The organism is Saccharothrix tamanrassetensis (assembly GCF_014203665.1).
GTDB lineage: Bacteria > Actinomycetota > Actinomycetes > Mycobacteriales > Pseudonocardiaceae > Actinosynnema > Actinosynnema tamanrassetense.
Genome location: NZ_JACHJN010000005.1, coordinates 379,196 through 394,364, shown reverse-complemented (window position 1 = coordinate 394,364; position 15,169 = coordinate 379,196). Strand labels below are relative to the sequence as shown.

General features: G+C 72.2%; 16 protein-coding genes and 1 pseudogene. 7 read left to right on the top strand and 10 right to left on the bottom strand.

Annotation, left to right across the window (positions count from 1 at the left end):
* Positions 1–65: 65 nt before the first annotated feature.
* Positions 66–659, top strand: a complete 594-nt coding sequence (locus FHS29_RS18230) for an HD domain-containing protein (RefSeq protein WP_312864973.1) — start codon at positions 66–68, stop codon at positions 657–659.
* A gap of 25 nt (positions 660–684) precedes the next feature.
* Here the strand turns inward: FHS29_RS18230 and FHS29_RS18225 are convergent, their stop codons facing one another.
* Positions 685–882 (bottom strand): hypothetical protein, encoded by a 198-nt coding sequence (locus FHS29_RS18225; protein WP_246440438.1) that lies wholly within the window; start codon positions 880–882, stop codon positions 685–687.
* 1 nt (position 883) lies between these two features.
* Positions 884–1,489 carry a hypothetical protein gene (locus FHS29_RS36890; RefSeq protein ID WP_246440437.1) on the bottom strand — a complete coding sequence of 202 codons (606 nt, stop codon included), beginning with the start codon at positions 1,487–1,489 and terminating at the stop codon, positions 884–886.
* A 696-nt stretch (positions 1,490–2,185) separates the two neighbouring features.
* Between FHS29_RS36890 and FHS29_RS18220 the strand changes: the two genes are divergently transcribed.
* Complete coding sequence (locus tag FHS29_RS18220) at positions 2,186–3,319, top strand: hypothetical protein (RefSeq protein ID WP_184691893.1); 1,134 nt, start codon at positions 2,186–2,188, stop codon at positions 3,317–3,319.
* 469 nt (positions 3,320–3,788) lie between these two features.
* Here FHS29_RS18220 and FHS29_RS18215 read toward each other — a convergent pair whose 3' ends face one another.
* Positions 3,789–3,983: a hypothetical protein gene (locus FHS29_RS18215; RefSeq protein WP_221456208.1), complete on the bottom strand. Its 195-nt coding sequence runs from the start codon at positions 3,981–3,983 to the stop codon at positions 3,789–3,791.
* A gap of 63 nt (positions 3,984–4,046) precedes the next feature.
* Here FHS29_RS18215 and FHS29_RS18210 point away from each other — a divergent pair, with 63 nt between their 5' ends.
* Positions 4,047–4,787 (top strand): zf-HC2 domain-containing protein, encoded by a 741-nt coding sequence (locus FHS29_RS18210; protein ID WP_184691891.1) that lies wholly within the window; start codon positions 4,047–4,049, stop codon positions 4,785–4,787.
* Positions 4,788–5,049: 262 nt separating this feature from the next.
* On the opposite strand, the gene FHS29_RS18205 is transcribed toward FHS29_RS18210, so the two are convergent.
* Entirely contained in the window at positions 5,050–6,123 is a 1,074-nt protein-coding gene (locus tag FHS29_RS18205; RefSeq protein WP_184691889.1) for a DmpA family aminopeptidase, read from the bottom strand.
* Complete coding sequence (locus tag FHS29_RS18200; RefSeq protein ID WP_184691887.1) at positions 6,124–6,729, bottom strand: TetR/AcrR family transcriptional regulator; 606 nt, start codon at positions 6,727–6,729, stop codon at positions 6,124–6,126.
* Between the two features lie 138 nt (positions 6,730–6,867).
* On the opposite strand from FHS29_RS18200, the gene FHS29_RS18195 reads away from it, so the two are divergent.
* Positions 6,868–8,292, top strand: a complete 1,425-nt coding sequence (locus FHS29_RS18195; RefSeq protein WP_246440436.1) for an APC family permease — start codon at positions 6,868–6,870, stop codon at positions 8,290–8,292.
* A gap of 52 nt (positions 8,293–8,344) precedes the next feature.
* Here FHS29_RS18195 and FHS29_RS38155 read toward each other — a convergent pair whose 3' ends face one another.
* Together FHS29_RS38155 and FHS29_RS38150 are read right to left on the bottom strand one after the other, a co-directional pair.
* Entirely contained in the window at positions 8,345–8,560 is a 216-nt protein-coding gene (locus FHS29_RS38155; RefSeq protein WP_312864996.1) for a type 2 periplasmic-binding domain-containing protein, read from the bottom strand.
* 20 nt (positions 8,561–8,580) lie between these two features.
* Positions 8,581–8,808, bottom strand: a pseudogene (locus FHS29_RS38150) (LysR substrate-binding domain-containing protein); the annotation flags it as partial.
* A 55-nt stretch (positions 8,809–8,863) separates the two neighbouring features.
* Between FHS29_RS38150 and FHS29_RS18185 the strand changes: the two are divergent.
* Positions 8,864–9,079, top strand: a complete 216-nt coding sequence (locus FHS29_RS18185; protein ID WP_246440435.1) for a Rossmann-fold NAD(P)-binding domain-containing protein — start codon at positions 8,864–8,866, stop codon at positions 9,077–9,079.
* On the opposite strand, the gene FHS29_RS18180 is transcribed toward FHS29_RS18185, so the two are convergent.
* On the bottom strand, positions 9,069–10,244 hold the full coding sequence (locus FHS29_RS18180; protein ID WP_184691885.1) for a helix-turn-helix domain-containing protein: 1,176 nt from the start codon (positions 10,242–10,244) through the stop codon (positions 9,069–9,071). The genes FHS29_RS18185 and FHS29_RS18180 overlap by 11 nt on opposite strands.
* On the bottom strand, positions 10,241–11,086 hold the full coding sequence (locus tag FHS29_RS18175) for a hypothetical protein (RefSeq protein WP_184691883.1): 846 nt from the start codon (positions 11,084–11,086) through the stop codon (positions 10,241–10,243). Before FHS29_RS18175 ends, FHS29_RS18180 begins: the two co-directional genes overlap by 4 nt.
* Positions 11,087–11,307: 221 nt before the next feature.
* On the opposite strand from FHS29_RS18175, the gene FHS29_RS18170 reads away from it, so the two are divergent.
* Positions 11,308–13,035 (top strand): LamG-like jellyroll fold domain-containing protein, encoded by a 1,728-nt coding sequence (locus tag FHS29_RS18170; protein WP_184691881.1) that lies wholly within the window; start codon positions 11,308–11,310, stop codon positions 13,033–13,035.
* A 154-nt stretch (positions 13,036–13,189) separates the two neighbouring features.
* Here the strand turns inward: FHS29_RS18170 and FHS29_RS18165 are convergent, their stop codons facing one another.
* On the bottom strand, positions 13,190–13,996 hold the full coding sequence (locus FHS29_RS18165) for an SDR family NAD(P)-dependent oxidoreductase (protein ID WP_184691879.1): 807 nt from the start codon (positions 13,994–13,996) through the stop codon (positions 13,190–13,192).
* 147 nt (positions 13,997–14,143) lie between these two features.
* On the opposite strand from FHS29_RS18165, the gene FHS29_RS18160 reads away from it, so the two are divergent.
* A complete protein-coding gene (locus FHS29_RS18160) occupies positions 14,144–15,169 on the top strand; it encodes an ABC transporter permease (protein ID WP_184691877.1) in 1,026 nt (341 codons plus the stop codon).

Sequence of the window (15,169 nt, the reverse complement as noted above, 5' to 3'; positions counted from 1 at the left end):
GTGTTGTGGAGCGGGTCCGCGCGGTGTTGTGGAGCGGGTCCGCGCGGCGTTCTAGGCTCGTCGTCGTGGACTTCTTCTCCGGAGCGGACAGCAAGGCGGCCAGGGCCGCGTTCGAGGTGTGCGACGAGTACGCCGAGCCGTGGTTGCGCAACCACTCGCTGCGCGCCTACTCGTGGGCCGCTGCCTACGGTGCCGCCACCAGGGTCGACTACGACGGTGAACTCCTCTACGTCGCCGCGCTGCTGCACGACCTGGCGTTGACGCCGCCGTTCGACAGCCACACCATGCCCTTCGAGGAGGCCGGCGCGCACCTGGCGAGGGTCTTCGCCACCGGCGCGGGGTGGTCCGTCGCGAGGCGGAACAGGCTGGCCGAGATCATCGTGCTGCACATGCGGGACGACGTGGAGGCGCGGGAGGACCCGGAGAGCCACCTGCTGCAGGTGGCCGTGAGCGCGGACGTGTCGGGGCGGCGGCTGGACGAGTTCTCGCCGGAGTTCAAGGCCGAGCTGCTGGAACGCCTCCCGCGCCTGGGCTTCGCGCCCGCCTTCCTCGCGAAGGCCGAGGACCAGGCCGAGCGGAAGCCCGGTTGCGCCGCCGCCGACCTGATGCGGTCCGGCTGGCCCGAGCGGGTGTTGACCAACCCGTTGGACCCGCAGTGACGACGGGCCCAACGGGTCGCGGGGACTACTTCAGGGCGTAGGCGCGGATGATGGTCTGTTCGACCGCGTTCCCGTCCTTGTCCTCGGCGGAAGCCCGTAGCGACACGTGCTTCGCGCCGGCGGGGTGCGACACCGCCGCCACCCGGCGTTCACCGAGCTTGACCAGGGGCACCGGCTTCCACCTGCCGCCGTCGCCGTAGGACACCTGCACGGTGGTCCGCACGTCACGCGGTTCGACCGCCCCGTTGCGCTGCACGTACACCGGGAACGCGAACGGACGCCCGGTTCCGGTCGTCCAGCCGCAGCGCGAACCGGACGGCCAGCAGAGGCAGGTCGACCGCGGTCTCACCGGCCACCGTGTCCGAGGCGAACGTCCGCGTCGCGGAAACATCAGTGGACAACTCGGACACGTCCGCCCGCTGTGCCCGGGTGTGCAGCCTGAAGGCGCCCCTGCCCGCCGGCACGGTGCCCCGCAGGGAACCCGCCGACGGCGACTCACCCACCAGCACACCGTCACGGTGCAGGGTGGTCCGCGCCTTCACGGTCTGCGAGAAGCCGAAGCGGCGCGGGTCCTGGTCGGTGAACATCGGCACCGACACCCGCACCTGGTCACCCAGCCGCCCCGCCCACTCGGCAGGTCTTGGCATGTAAGGGAAAGCCGGCCCGTACACGGCCAGGTTCCACGTCTCCGCAACCGTCCGACCGGCCGTGAACCGCCGTGCCTGCCCCGTCTGCTGGTACGTGTCCGGGGGGTACGCGTTCGGGGCCGTCATCTGCAGGAACGCGCCGTGCCGGCCCACGCCCGGCGAGTAGTACTCGGTGCGCCGCAACGGAAGCGGCCCGCCCGCCAGCTGATCGCGGAACCCGCGCTTGTCCGTCGAACAGCCGCTCGTCCAGTCGCCCTTCGCGCACCGCCGGGGCGGCGTCGGACGGCACGACGTGCAGGTCGCCCCGCTCGTCGCGGAGCTGGCGGAACAGCAGGTCGGCCCGGCCGCACCTGCACTTCCCCCTGGTAGAGCGTGACCTGGTCGCCGGTAACCAGCATGACCGTGCCGTCCGGGCCGGGTTGCGCGGTGCGCTGTTGGGCGTTCGCAGCCGTAGTCGTGCTCGCGGTCGTGGTCGCGGTCGTGTTCGCAGTCGCAGTCGCGGTCGTGGAGTCGGTCACGGCGGTCATGGCAGCCGCCGTCACGAGGCCCGCGACCAGGAGTGGTGTCCTCCTGCGGGTCATCGGAGTTCTCCCCCAGTCACCGGGCTGCACCTCTTCGGCCGCCACTCCCCTCGGTGACTAAGACACCGCAGAGTGCTATCCCGTTGCTCTTCGGCGGAAGTTCGGCCTAACGCCGACCACGGCGGACTCGTGCCGAACGCGGGCTTGCGGCGCGCGTCGGACCATACTCACTCGGCCGTCCGGTTCAGACCAGTCACCGGTCGCGTCGATCATTCCGCTGTCCGGCCGACGCCGATGCCACCCCATCGCGGATAACGTCCTGACCAGGGCCGCCAACGTCTTCCGCATCGGAGCGACCATGCCCCAGTCCCGCCTGCTGGTTCCCCTGCTGCTGGCCGTGGCCCTGCCACTGTCGGCCGCGCCGACCGCGCACGCCGCCGACCGCGTGTCGGTCACCGAACTGCCCGCACTGCCCGGCCAGACCGCGAGCGTGGCCGGCGTGAACGACTTCGGCCAGGTCGCCGGCTCGAGTTCCGGCAACGGCCCGCAGCACGCCGTGCTGTGGCACCGCGGCAAGACCACCGACCTCGGCCGCGGCAACGCCACCGCGATCAACCGGCGCGGCCAGGTGCTCGGCCTGGAGTACCTGAGCGGCAGCGGCACGTACGTGCAGCACCCCAGGATCTGGCACAACGGCACCACCACCGACATCGCACCGTCGGGTTCGGGCTGGGTGAGCGCCACCGCGATCAACTCCGCCGGCGCGGTGCCGATGACGTACTCGACGTCCCCGTACGGCTACCACCAGGAGGCCGCGTCCCTCTGGAAGGACGGTCGTCAGCAGGGCCTGCAACTGGCCGGCGGTCCGCACCTGACGATCTCCGTGATCAACGACGCGGGCCTGGTGGCGGGCTCGCACCTGCCGATGTTCGGCACCGACAGCCATGCGTTCCGCTGCCGCGAGGCCTCGTGCGGGCGGCTGCCGTCCGTGCCCGGTACCGGGCGGTACGCGGTGTCGGCGGCCAACGAGTCCGGCGTCGTGGTCGGCACGCGCGACAACCAGCCCCTGCGGTGGGAAGGCGAAGGGGTGACCGTGCTGCCCGGTGGGGTCGGTGGGGTGGCGGCGAATCCGCAGGCGATCAACGAACGCGGTGACATCGTGGGCTGGACCCAGGACGCGACGGGCACCAAGCGCGCGACCGTGTGGCGCGGCGGCCGTCAGGTGGTGCTGGACGTTCCGGGGCCGGCCGAGGCTCTCGCGATCAGCGACTCCGGTGACATCGTCGGCTGGAGCTCGGCGTCGGGGCAGCGGCAGGCGTTCCTGTGGCGGCACGGCCGGGTCGTGGAGCTGGGCACCCTGGGCGGGGCGTACAGCGTGCCCGTGGCGCTGAACAACTTCGGCACCGTCGTCGGCCACACCACCGCGGCCGACGGCAGCTACCGAGCCGCGAAGTGGCGCGTCCTGCCCACCTGGCCAACCACTACCAGGTGATCACCAGCCCGACCGGGTGATCAACGAACGTCAGTTGTTCTTACCCGCAGCAACCCAACACCCCGGCCGGGCCGCCTGTCCCGGCCGGGGTCACCACATCGGCTGAACTGCTTGCGATCCGGGCACCAATCCGCGAGATTTTTCATTGCCTGAAACAGAACGCCGCGCTCAGGCAGGGCTTGCACCTCCAGGCAGATCAAGGCCCCGCCCAGGAACCTCCAGCACCCACGCACTATCCGCATCGGCGATGCGACGCACCACCGAGCACGCAGCACCACCCAGCACCGGGCACGGAGCACGGAGCACGGAGCACGGAGCACGGAGCACCATCCAGCACAGATCACGAAGTGCGGAGCACCACCCAGCACGGAGCACCACCCAGCACCGACGCGCAGCGAACAGCGACCGACACGCAGCGGACACCGCGAACGCACCAGCAAGCCCTCGTCGGTCCTCGGACCCCGCCCGCTCAGCTGCGCAGCGCCCGCAAGTAGACCTCTTTGGCCAGGTCGTCGGCACGGCCAGGGTCGGTCAGGTGGGCCACCAGGCGCCACACCTCGCGCTGGGTGGCGCGGGTGAAGCGCTCCAGTGCGGCACGGTCACCGGACCGGGCGGCCAACGCCCACGTGGTGACCGTGTCGTCGTCACCGCGTGAAATCGGCACAGTCGACCAGGCTGGTGCACCCGGAACGGGAACTTCCGCGCCCACTTGGCCGACAATAGGACCGTGGACTGCGAGACCTGCCGGGAGGCCCTGTCGGCGCGGCTGGACGGCGAACCGGAGCCGGTGCCCGCCGGCGACACCGACGCGCACCTGGACGGCTGCGCCGCGTGCCGGGCGTGGCAGGACGAGGCGGCGGCGCTGACCCGGTCGCTGCGCCTGCGCCCGGCGACGCCGACGCCGGACCTGGCCGCCGCGGTGCTGGACGCGGCAGCGCCGGTGAAGGCGACCACGCGCGGCTGGTACCCCCGTGCCGCGTTGGCGGGGGTCGCGGTCGCGCAGCTCACGTTGGGTCTGGCGCAGGTGCTCGGCTCCGGCACGGCCCCGGCGGCGGCCGGGCACGGGGTGCACGGGGCGAGCGGCAGTCACCTGTTCAACGAGAGCACCGCGTGGAACCTCGCGCTGGGGCTGGGTTTGCTGTGGACGGCCCTGCGCCCTCGGGCCACCACCGGGATGCTGCCGGTGGTGGCGGGGTTCGTGGTGGTGCTGGGGGTGTTCTCGGTGCAGGACCTGGTGGCCGGGCAGGCGACGGTGCAGCGGGTCACGTCGCACGCGATCCTGCTCCTCGGCCTGGTGCTGCTGGTGGTGGTGCACCGGGGGTGGCGCGATCCGGACGGCGGGCGGGTCGCGGACCCGCTGCCGGACTCGCCGGACGTCGTCGGAACGGAGGGCGGCTCGCGCCCGGCGGAACCCACCGCCCCGACCCGGCCGCGGTTGCGCCCGGTGAGCAGGCGACGCGCGGCGTGATCCGGCCGGTTCCACGCGACCGACCGAGGCTGTTCACCACCCACGACGGGCCACCGCAGCCGCCACCGGGCGCACCGCCGGGAACCGGACATCCCCGCGGCGATCCGAGGCGGACACCACCTCGCGCAGGCGACCCACACCCGTGCACCACCTCGCGCAGGCGACCCACACCCGTGCACCACCGCGTGCAGGCGACCGCACCCTGCACGACCTCGCCCAGGCGACCCGCACCCCGTGCGCACGCCCGACGACGAGGCGGAACCTACCGCACCAGTTCGGCCAGGCGGTCCACCGGCAGGCCCGGCGAACGGCGGCCGTTGCGGCCCACCATGGTCGTCGCCCCCAGCAGGGCGTTGAGCACCGCCTCCTCCACCGCGTGCACGACCGCCGCGAAGAAGTCGTCCATCCGGTTCCACGGCACGTGCCGCAGGTGGTCGTAGCCGGGCTCCCCCTCGGGGAACGCGGACGGCGTCTGCGTGGACGCGTTGCCGGTGGAGAACGCGAGGAAGATGTCGCCGGAGAAGTGCGACCCGGTGGTGCCGGTGCGCGCCAGGCCGAGCGGGACGCGCCGGGCCAGCGCCGTGCACTGGCCGGGCAGCAAGGGCGCGTCGGTGGCGATCACGGCGATCACCGAGCCCGCCCCGGGCGGCGACTTCCAGTCGCCGTCCTCCATCGGGTTGTCGTCGGCCAGTGCTCCGCCGACCGGCACCCCGCACACCGTGAGTTCCTTGCGGGAGCCGAAGTTCGCCTGCACGAACGCGCCGACGGTGTAGCTGTCGGAGCCGTACGGGACCACGCGCGAGGACGTGCCGCTGCCGCCCTTGAACGCGTAGCAGTTCATCCCGGTGCCGCCGCCGACCGATCCTTCGGCGACCGGACCGGGCCGGGCGTTGTCGATCGCCGCGATGGCGTGGGCGGGCTGGATGTGCGGGCCGTTGATGTCGTTGAGGTAGCCGTCCCAGGTCTCCGCGACGACCGGCAGCAGCCACTGGTCGGCGACTTCGGGCTTCTCCCGGCCCACCCAGTCGATCACGCCCCGGTGGCACGGGCCGACCGCGTGCGTGTTGGTGATCAGCACCGGCAGCCGGAGCGCACCGGTCTCGCTGAGCAGGGCGGTGCCGGTCATCTCGCCGTTGCCGTTCAACGAGAACCAGCCGGCCGTGCACGGCACGTCGAAGTCGGCACGCCCGCGCGGCAGGATCGCGGTCACGCCGGTCCGGACCGCGTCGCCCTCGATCAGCGTGGTGTAGCCGACCTCCACGCCGGGCACGTCGGTGATCGCGTTGTGCGGTCCGGTGTCGCCGAGCAGTCGCAGGCCGAGGTCACGTGCGCGCATTCACGCCTCCAGGTCGCATCGGGTAGCGTCGGCCGCGTACGCCAGCAGGATCGCCTCGGCCTGTGGGGTGGTGAACGTGGGCACGGCCTGCGTGATGTGCAGGCCGAGGCCGTCTTCCAGGGCGACCAGGGCGCGGGCGATGGTGGTCGCGTCCCTCGTCAGGTCGAACACGCCGGTGGCCGCGCCGGTCTCCAGGATCGCCGTGTAGAGGGCGACCTGGCGCTCGCACAGCCGGATGTGCTGGGCGGCGTAGGCCGGGTCGCGGCGGGCGTACGCGCCGAGTTCGTAGATCAGCACGCACAGCTCGTCGTCCTGACCGGTGGGCAGGCCCGCCCGGATCGTGCCGACCAGCCGCCGGCGCGGGTCCGGTTCGCGGCGGGCGGCCTGCTCGCGGTCCACGCAGAACCGCTCGATCGCCTCCCGCTGCACCTCGTAGAGCAGGTCGCCCAAGGTCGGGAAGTAGTACAGGACCGACCCGGTGGACATGGCCGCCTGGTCTGCGACGTCGCGCAGGCGCAGGTCGAGCACACCCCGGTTCAGGACGGCCTGGCGCGCGGCGGCGACCAGCTCGCCGCGCTTCTCGTGGGCCCGGCTGGGTCTCGGCATGTGCCCGATTCTTCGGCCGATCATCAAAGAACGCAAGTGCGGTGCACCGAAACACATTCGTTTCTCGACGTGGTATTGACTACAGCCGCGCCGGGTTCTTTGATGGCCAGTCAAAGAACCACGACCGAGGAGACCGCCATGACGGATCCGTCGTCGTCCTCAACCGCACCACCCGACCGGCAGTCCGGCCCGACGTCCGCCCCGGTCCTGCGCCGGGGCCTGAAAGTGCTCGGCACGCTGCTCATCACGCTCTCCGCGATCTCGCCCGCGTCCTCGGTCTTCATCATCGCGCCGGGCGTGGTGGCGCAGGCGGGCAGCGGCGCGTTCTGGAGCTTCGTGGTCGCGGCCGTGGTGGGCGTGTTCATGGCGTTCGTGTACGCCGAACTGGCGTCGGCCTACCCGCTCACCGGCGGCGAGTACGCCATCGTCGCGCGCACCCTGGGCAAGCTGCCCGGCTTCGTCACGCTCGGCCTGCTGATGGTCACCCAGCTGCTGATCATCGCGGTCATCGCGCTGGGCGTGGGGACGTACCTGGAGGTGCTGATCCCCGGCCTGCCCGGTCCGCTGGTGGCGGCCGTGACCACGGCGCTGGTGACCGCGCTGGCGGTGTTCGACGTGAAGCTCAACGCGTGGATCACTGGCGTCTTCCTGGTCATCGAGATGATCGCCCTGCTCGTGGTGAGCGCACTGGGGCTGTTCGACCCGGCCCGCCCGCTGGGCGAGCTGATCACCGCCCCGGTGGCCGCGTCGGACGGTGTCGTCGGTCCCGCCGCGCTCGGCCTGATCACCGCCGCGGCGGCCGTGGCGATCTTCTCCTACAACGGTTACGGCTCGGCGGTGTACTTCGGCGAGGAGACCACGAACGCGCACCGGGGCATCGCCCGCGCCATCCTGTGGGCGCTGGCGATCACCGTGGCGTCCGAGCTGATCCCGGTGACCGCCGTGCTGCTGGGCGCGCCGTCGCTGGAGGAGCTGTTCGCCGCCGAGAACATGATGGGCTACTTCGTCACCGCGCAGGCGGGGTCCACGGTGAACACGGTGATCAGCCTGGCGGTCGCCCTGGCGATCCTCAACGCCGTGCTGGCGATCATCCTCATCACGTCCCGGATGGTGTTCAGCACCGGCCGGGACGCGGCGTGGCCGGGCACGATCAGCCGGGCCCTCGCCGCCGTCCACCCGCGCACCGGCACGCCGTGGATCGCCACCATCGCGACCGGCGCGTTCGCCACCGCGTTGTGCTTCGTGGACAAGGACCTGCTGCTCGTGGTGACCGCCACGTCGATCGTCGCGGTGTACGCGGCGCTGTGCCTGGCGGTGCTCAACGGACGGCGCAACAAGAGCACCGAGCACGCCGCGTACCGGATGCCGTGGTTCCCGGTCGCGCCCGTGCTGGCGCTCGCCGCCCTCGCCTACGTGGTCTGGCAGAACGCCATGGACCCGGTGATCGGCCGGCCGAGCCTGCTGATCACGGCCGGGATCGGCGTGGTGTCGGCGCTGTACTACCTGCTGGTGGTGCGCCGGCGCGGGACGTGGGAGCTGAAGGGCGCGGAGGACGACGACTGAGCGGCGGACACCCCCGGTGGCGCGTCGACGGCCCGACCGGTCGACGACCCGGCTACCGGGGGTGGACTGCCCGGCCGAGCAGCGCGGCGACGTGTTCGCGGAACGCGAGGGTCGCCGGGTGCGTGGGCCTGCGCGGCCACACCAGGTGCACGGTCACCGGCCCGGCGTCGGCCGGCGGCAGGTAGCGGATGCCGGGGTGCGGGTGGCTGTGGCCGGTGGCATCGGTGGTGCCCCCACCGCGTCGCCGGTCGCGATCGTGGTCAGCCACTCGTCCACCCCCGGCACCTCGAACGTGGCGGGGCGCAGGCCGTCCGGCCACAGGTCGGCGCTCGTGGTGGCGGCCGTCGAGCACAGCGCGACCGGCTGGTCCGCCAAGTCCGCCGGCCGCACGACGTCTCGCAGCGCCAACGGGTCGTTCTCCGGCACGGCGGCGATCCGCGGCTCCCGGTACAGGGCCTGCGCCGTGGAACTGGTCCGGCAGGGTGTGTCCCGGATCGCCGAACGCGGGTCGTTCACCCTCGTCACCGGCGTGCTGGCCCGCTAGCCCATCGTCGCCGGCAGCGCGGCGTCGATGGCGAACGGCGCCGTGGAGTCCTTCGTCCGCGCCGCCGCCGTCGAGATCGCACCCCGGCGCGTGAACGCCGTGAGCCCCACCGTGTTCACCGAGAGCCTCGCCGACTACGGCGACTTCTTCCCCGGTATGCCGCCGGTCGACCTCGCCGTCGTCGCCCGGAGCTACGTGCGTTCGGTGGAGGGCGCGCAGACGGGGCAAATCTTCATCCCCTAGGCGAAGCGGCTCCGCGGTCCAGGATGGACACCACCCGTGCGCGGGTGGCGTCCTGCTCCGCCGCGGGCAGGTCCGGCGTCCGTGCCGTCACGGTGCGGAACAGCTCGGCGGGCACCCGGCACTGCTGGATCAGCAGGTCGTCGCCGATCCCCTCCTGCGCCAGCAGTTCCACCGCGCGGGGCAGCAGCGACGGCTGTTCGATGGCGGCCACCAGACCCGGTTCGCTGCGCCGCCAGCCACGGGTGGAGATGGTCGTCATGGCGTTGCGGTAGGACACGTCGCCCAGGCGCCCCAGCCAGCGTGCCCGGTAGAGCAGCGCCTGGAGGCTCACGCCCCACTGCTCCTTGAGGCGCGCGAGGGTCGGCCACACCGCGCCGCCCATGGACGCGGGCAGCAGGTCGCGGATCACGTCGGCGGGCATCAGGAACTCGGCGGCGAACCGGTGCGCCTGGTCCTCCACGGCCCGGCCGCCCGGCTCGGCGTCGCCGTGCATCACGAGGTGGCCCAGCTCGTGCGCGACGTCGAACCGCTGCCGGTAGTAGTCGCGCTTGACCGGGTTGAGCACCACCACCGGCCGCAGCCCGCTGTCGAACGAGTACGCGTCCACGGACGCCGCCTGCGGCGGGCTGAACACCACCAGCACACCGCGGTTCTCCAGCAGCCGCACCAGGTGCCCGACCGGACCGGACCCCGTCCCCCACTGCTCGCGGACCAGCCGCGCGGCGCGTTCGGGGCCGTCGCCGTCCGGGTCGTCCACCGGCACCGGCAGGCTGGGCACGTCCGCCTCGGGGAACTCGACGTGCCGCTCCAGGCTCGCCACCACGTCCACCGCCACCTGCCCGTAGGCGGACGCCTGGTCGCGGGCGAGCTGGCTGGTGGAGCGCAGCGAGCGGAAGTGCGGCGTGGTGCTCGGCGCGGCCACGTCGTCCGCGCGCACGGCGAAGAAACCGGGGTCCACGGACAGGCTCAGGGCGAGCTGGGCCACGGTCGCGGCGGTGGGCCGCTTCGCGCCGGACTCCCAGGCCGCGACGGCGGTCGGGCTCTTGCCCACCCGACCGGCCAGGTCGCTCTTGCGCAGACCGGCCAGCCTCCTGGCCAGCGTGAGCCGTGCTCCGTCGAACAGCGGGGCGACGTCCGCCGCCCGCGCGGGGGTGCGAGGGCTCACCGCTCACCGCCGGCGCGACCGCCGCGCCGGTCGGGCCGGTCGGCACGGCTGTCGTGCGCCCGGTCGGCGGGCTGGTCGAAGCCGGGCTGCCCGGCCCGGCCGCGCAGGCGCACCGGGGCGTCCGGGGCGGTGTCGGGCCCCACGGGCACCGGCTTGGGCGTGCGGCGGCTCCCGCCGGCGGCCGGCATCCGCAGGACGTCGGTGCGCCACGCCCACGCCGGGCCGCCGCCCGCGTTGAGCCGGGCGCGGCCGAGGATCAGCTCGGCCTGCCTGCTGACCGGGTCCAGGCTGTGCGCGACCACGTAGGTGTCCAGGTCCAGGCTGCGGGTGGAGAGCGCGAACAGGCCGCCCACCTCCTCCTCGGCCAGGTGCTCGAACAGCGACGGCTGCGCCGGGTGCGGCTCGCGCTGGAGGGCGACCCGCTGCTTGGTGGTGCTGCGCCGGGCCCACGCCAGCTCGTCCAGCTTGCCGAACTCACCGGCGGCGAGCAGGAACCGGCGCGCGCCGACCGCCCAGCCGGGGCTGTTGTTGAGGTTGGACCGCCGCACCACGCCGGGCTCGACCCGCGGCATGGTGTCGATGTCCCGCCCGGACAGCCGGGCGTAGAGCTCGTCCAGGCCGGAGTCCTCCTCGGGCGCGGCGTAGCGCTCGCAGTGGAAGACCCGGTCCAGCCGGTTGCGGAACAGGGTGAACCGGGTGTTGCCGAGCCAGGCCGCGTCGTGGCCGTCGGCCTCGGAGTAGTCCTCCAGCGCACGGTTGGTCGCCGACAGGTACGCCCAGCGCAGCCCCGCGAGCACGCCGGCCGCGCCGAAGTCCGCGAGGACCTCCTGCTGTTCGGTCATGGCCCGCAACCTACCCGGAAACCAGCAAATCGTGTGCGGAAATGAACCGGCTCGGCGTGTCGGCGGTGCGGTGCGGTCGCCGGGTCGCAGGCCGGCGCGGAGTCGCGGCATTCCGTCCACACAGGTCTGTCGAAGTGGGCAGAACGTCCTGCCGCGACAACGGGGGAAGGGTTCACGCGCGGTTCGTCGGCCGTTGTGGGAGCCGACTTAGCATCCTCGGCATGACGACCCGCCGCACGTTCCTGCTGGGTACCGGCGTTGCCGCCGCGAGCACCCTGGTCCCCGCTCCCGCCGTCGCCGCACCGGACGGCCGGACCGGTGGCCGCCCGGACACCGGCGGCGACCGGTTCACCCTCGCGGTGATCCCGGACACCCAGTACCTGTTCGACCGGGACCGGGGTGATGCCGAACCGCTCGACGCGGCGCTGCGGTACCTGGTCGACCACCGGCAGGACGACATCGCGTTCATCGCGCACCTCGGCGACCTCACCGAGAACGGGCTGGAGAGCGAGATCGAGGACATCGGGCGCTCGTTCCGGACGTTGGACCGGCGCCGGGTCGGCTACAGCGTGCTCGCGGGCAACCACGACCTGGATCCCCGCACCGACGACCAGCGCGGCCGGACCCCGTACCTGGACGAGTTCGGGCCGCACCGGTTCCGCGAGTCGCCCACGTTCCGGGGTGCGAGCCCGGACGGCTACAACAGCTACCACGTGTTCCGGGCGGCGGGCCGGGAGTGGCTGGTGCTCGCGCTGGACTGGCGGATGTCGGACAGGGGTTTCGGCTGGGCGCGCGGGGTGCTCGCCAAGCACCCCACGCTGCCGGTCATCCTCACCACGCACGAACTGGTGCAGCCGGGCGAAGCCGGCGACGCCGAGCTCTCCGACTACGGCCGGCGGCTGTGGGACGACCTGGTCAAGGACAGCGACCAGGTCTTCCTGACCTTGAACGGCCACTTCTGGCCGCCCGCCCGTGCCGTGCTGCGCAACGCGGCGGGCAACGACGTGCACGTGCACATCACGAACTACCAGGACCGCTACTACGGCGGCAGCGCGATGATCCGGCTGTACCACTTCGACCTCGCGCGCAACGTCATCGACGTGCGCACGTTCTCACCGTGGCTGCTCGCCAAGAGGTCGCTGAACACGTTGGAGCGCAGGGAGATCGAGTTGACCGGTGACGCCGACCGGTTCAGCGTGCCGATCGACTTCGCCGAGCGGTTCGCGGGTTTCGCGCCCGTCCCGGTCCGCCCGGCACGTCCCGCGCGCGACCTGCTCGTCCAGGGCACCGTCGCCTACTGGCGGTCCGACTCGCTCAAGGACCTGTCCGGCAACGGCAACGACCTGCGCCAGGTCGGCGCGCTCACGGCCACCGACGACCACCACGCCGACTCCCCGAGCCATGGCAGCAGGTTCTTCGACAGGAACGGCTACCTGTCCACGGTGGACAACGCGCCGCTGAACCGGATGACGTTCGAGCGCGGTTACACCATCGAGACCTTCATCAAGCTGCCCAAGGGCTTCGCCCACCCGTGGTGCGGCCTGTTCACCAAGCTCGCGCCGGGCGCGGCGGCCGGCAAGACCGGCGACGACCCGAAGGAACCGATCTGCACGCTCAACGTGGCCGGCGGCGGCGGGTTGCAGTGGGCGGTGTTCCCGAAGAACCGCAACGCCCTGTCCACCAACTGGGGTCACGAGATGGACGAGGACACCTGGTGGCACGTCGCGGTCGTCAACGACGGCCGGCACACCAGGCTCTACGTGGAGGGCTCCGAACTGCTGCGCAACCCGTCGACCCCGGCGACGGGCATCTCGACTGCGGGCGACCCGTGGCTGGTCGGCGCCTATGCCTATGACCGGATCGTGGAGAAGTCCTACCACGGGTGGCTCGGCGACCTGCGCGTCGTGGACCGCGCGCTGCCCCGCGAGAAGTTCATGACGGCCCGCTGACCAGGGCCACCACGTGCGGTACACGTGACCTGACGGAACGGGACCGACGCCGGCTTGTGGCGGACGTCGGTCCCGTTCGACCCGGCGAGCGCCGGTTACCCGGCCGGGCACCGGGCCGCCCGCCACACCGGGCACCACGTGTCCGGTCCGGCCGTCAGCTGATCACGAAACCACCGTTGGGGCTCAACGTCTGCCCGGTCACGTACGTGCCGTCCGGCCCGACCAGGAACGCCACGGCCGACGCGATCTCGGTCGGCAGGCCGAACCGTCCCAAGGAGATCTGCCGCTCCAGGTCACGCCGCACCACGGGCGCCATCACGTCACCCAGCGGAGTGTCGATGTAACCGGGTGCGATGCAGTTGACCCGGATGCCCTGCGGCGCGACGTCACGGGCCACCGCCCTGGTGAAGCCCTCGATGCCGGCCTTGGCCGCCGAGTAGTGTGGGATGTGGGCGCAGCCGGTGAGGCCGCAGATGGACGACACGTTCACGATCACCGCGCCGCTGCGCATGTGGCGCAGCGCGGCGCGCGTGCCGTAGAACGTGCCGTCCAAGTGGACGCCGAGCATCCGGTGCCACGCCTCGTCGCTGATGTTCACCGTCGCTTCGAGCACTGTCGTGGGCGTCCCGGACGCCTCCTCCTCCAGCCGCGCGGCGAGCCGGCCGAACGCCTCGTCGGCCTCCTGACCACCCCGGATGCCCGCGTTGTTGACCAGGATGTCCAGCCGGCCGTAGGTGTCCACGACCGTCCGCACCGCCTCGTCCACCTGCGCGGAGTCGGCCACGTCGGCGATCACCGCCATGCCCCGCGTCAGCAGACCCGCGGTGAGTTCCGCACCGGTCGAGTCCACGTCCAGCGCGGCCACCAGTGCGCCCTCGGCGTCCAGCCTGCGGGCGACCGCCTCGCCGATACCCGAACCGGCGCCGGTCACCAGCGCCACCTTGCCCTCGATGCTGCCCATGGCCGCAGACGCTAGTTATGCCCTGCCGACTTGCTGTGTGCCCGGCCACAGCCGGTGCGCTGGGGGTCAACGGGTGTTCGCCATCGGGCAAGCGTTCGTCCGGTCGCCGCCGCACGCTGGGGGCCGTAACAGGCGGACGGAGGCGGCATGACCGAGGTTGACCGACGTATTCCCGCGAAGAGCGGGGGAAAGTCGATCGTCGGATTCGGCAAGCAGGTGTTGCGCGCGGAATCCAGCAGCGTGCTGATCGCGACGATCCTGCTGGTGCTCGTCATCGGCGTGCTGCGCCCGGCCTTCCTCACGGTCGGGCAGTTGAAGGACGTCCTGAACAATTCGGTGTACGTGGCGCTGCTCGCGGCGGGCATGGCGTTCCTGCTGGCGATGCGCGAGATCGACCTGTCCGTGGGCGCCATGTTCGGGCTTTCCCTGATCACGTCGGCGCTGCTGATGCGGGACGGGTTCGACCCCTGGCTGGCGTGCGGGGCGGGCATCGTGCTGGGTGCGATCCTCGGCCTGGCGAACGCGCTGGTGGTCCGGCACATCGCGATCCCGGCGTTCGTGGCCACGCTGGCGACGATGCAGCTCTACCGAGGACTCGCGGTCGCCCTCGGAGACGGGCAGCAGGTGACCGGGCTGCCGCTGGAGCACTCGTTCTTCTCCGTGCTCGGCGGCGACCTGCTGGGACTGCCGGTGAGCGTGTGGATCCTCATCGTGGTCACCGTCGGGCTCACCGTGCTGCTGCGCTGGACGCCGTTCGGCTACCGGGTGCGGTCCATCGGGTCCAACCCGGACGCCGCCGCGTTCTCCGGCATCTCCATCGCGCGCACCCGGCTGTACGTGCTGGTGCTGGTCGGCGCGGTGGCCGGGTTGGCGGGCGTGCTGGGCCTGGCCTTCTTCACGTCCGGTGATCCGAACATCGGCATCGGGTTCGAGCTCCAGGCCATCGCGGCGGCGGTGATCGGTGGCACGCCGCTGCGCGGCGGCGTCGCGACCGTGGTCGGCGCGGTGTTCGGAGCGATCCTCCTCGGCGTCGTCTCCAGCGGACTGGTCTACTTCAACATCCCCGCGAACTGGAGCGGCTTCGCCACCGGTCTGGTCGTCCTGCTGGCCGTCGGGGTGGACAGCGCGTTGCGCAGCCGCCAGCGGGCACGTGAATCAATGCTCGGACTGTGA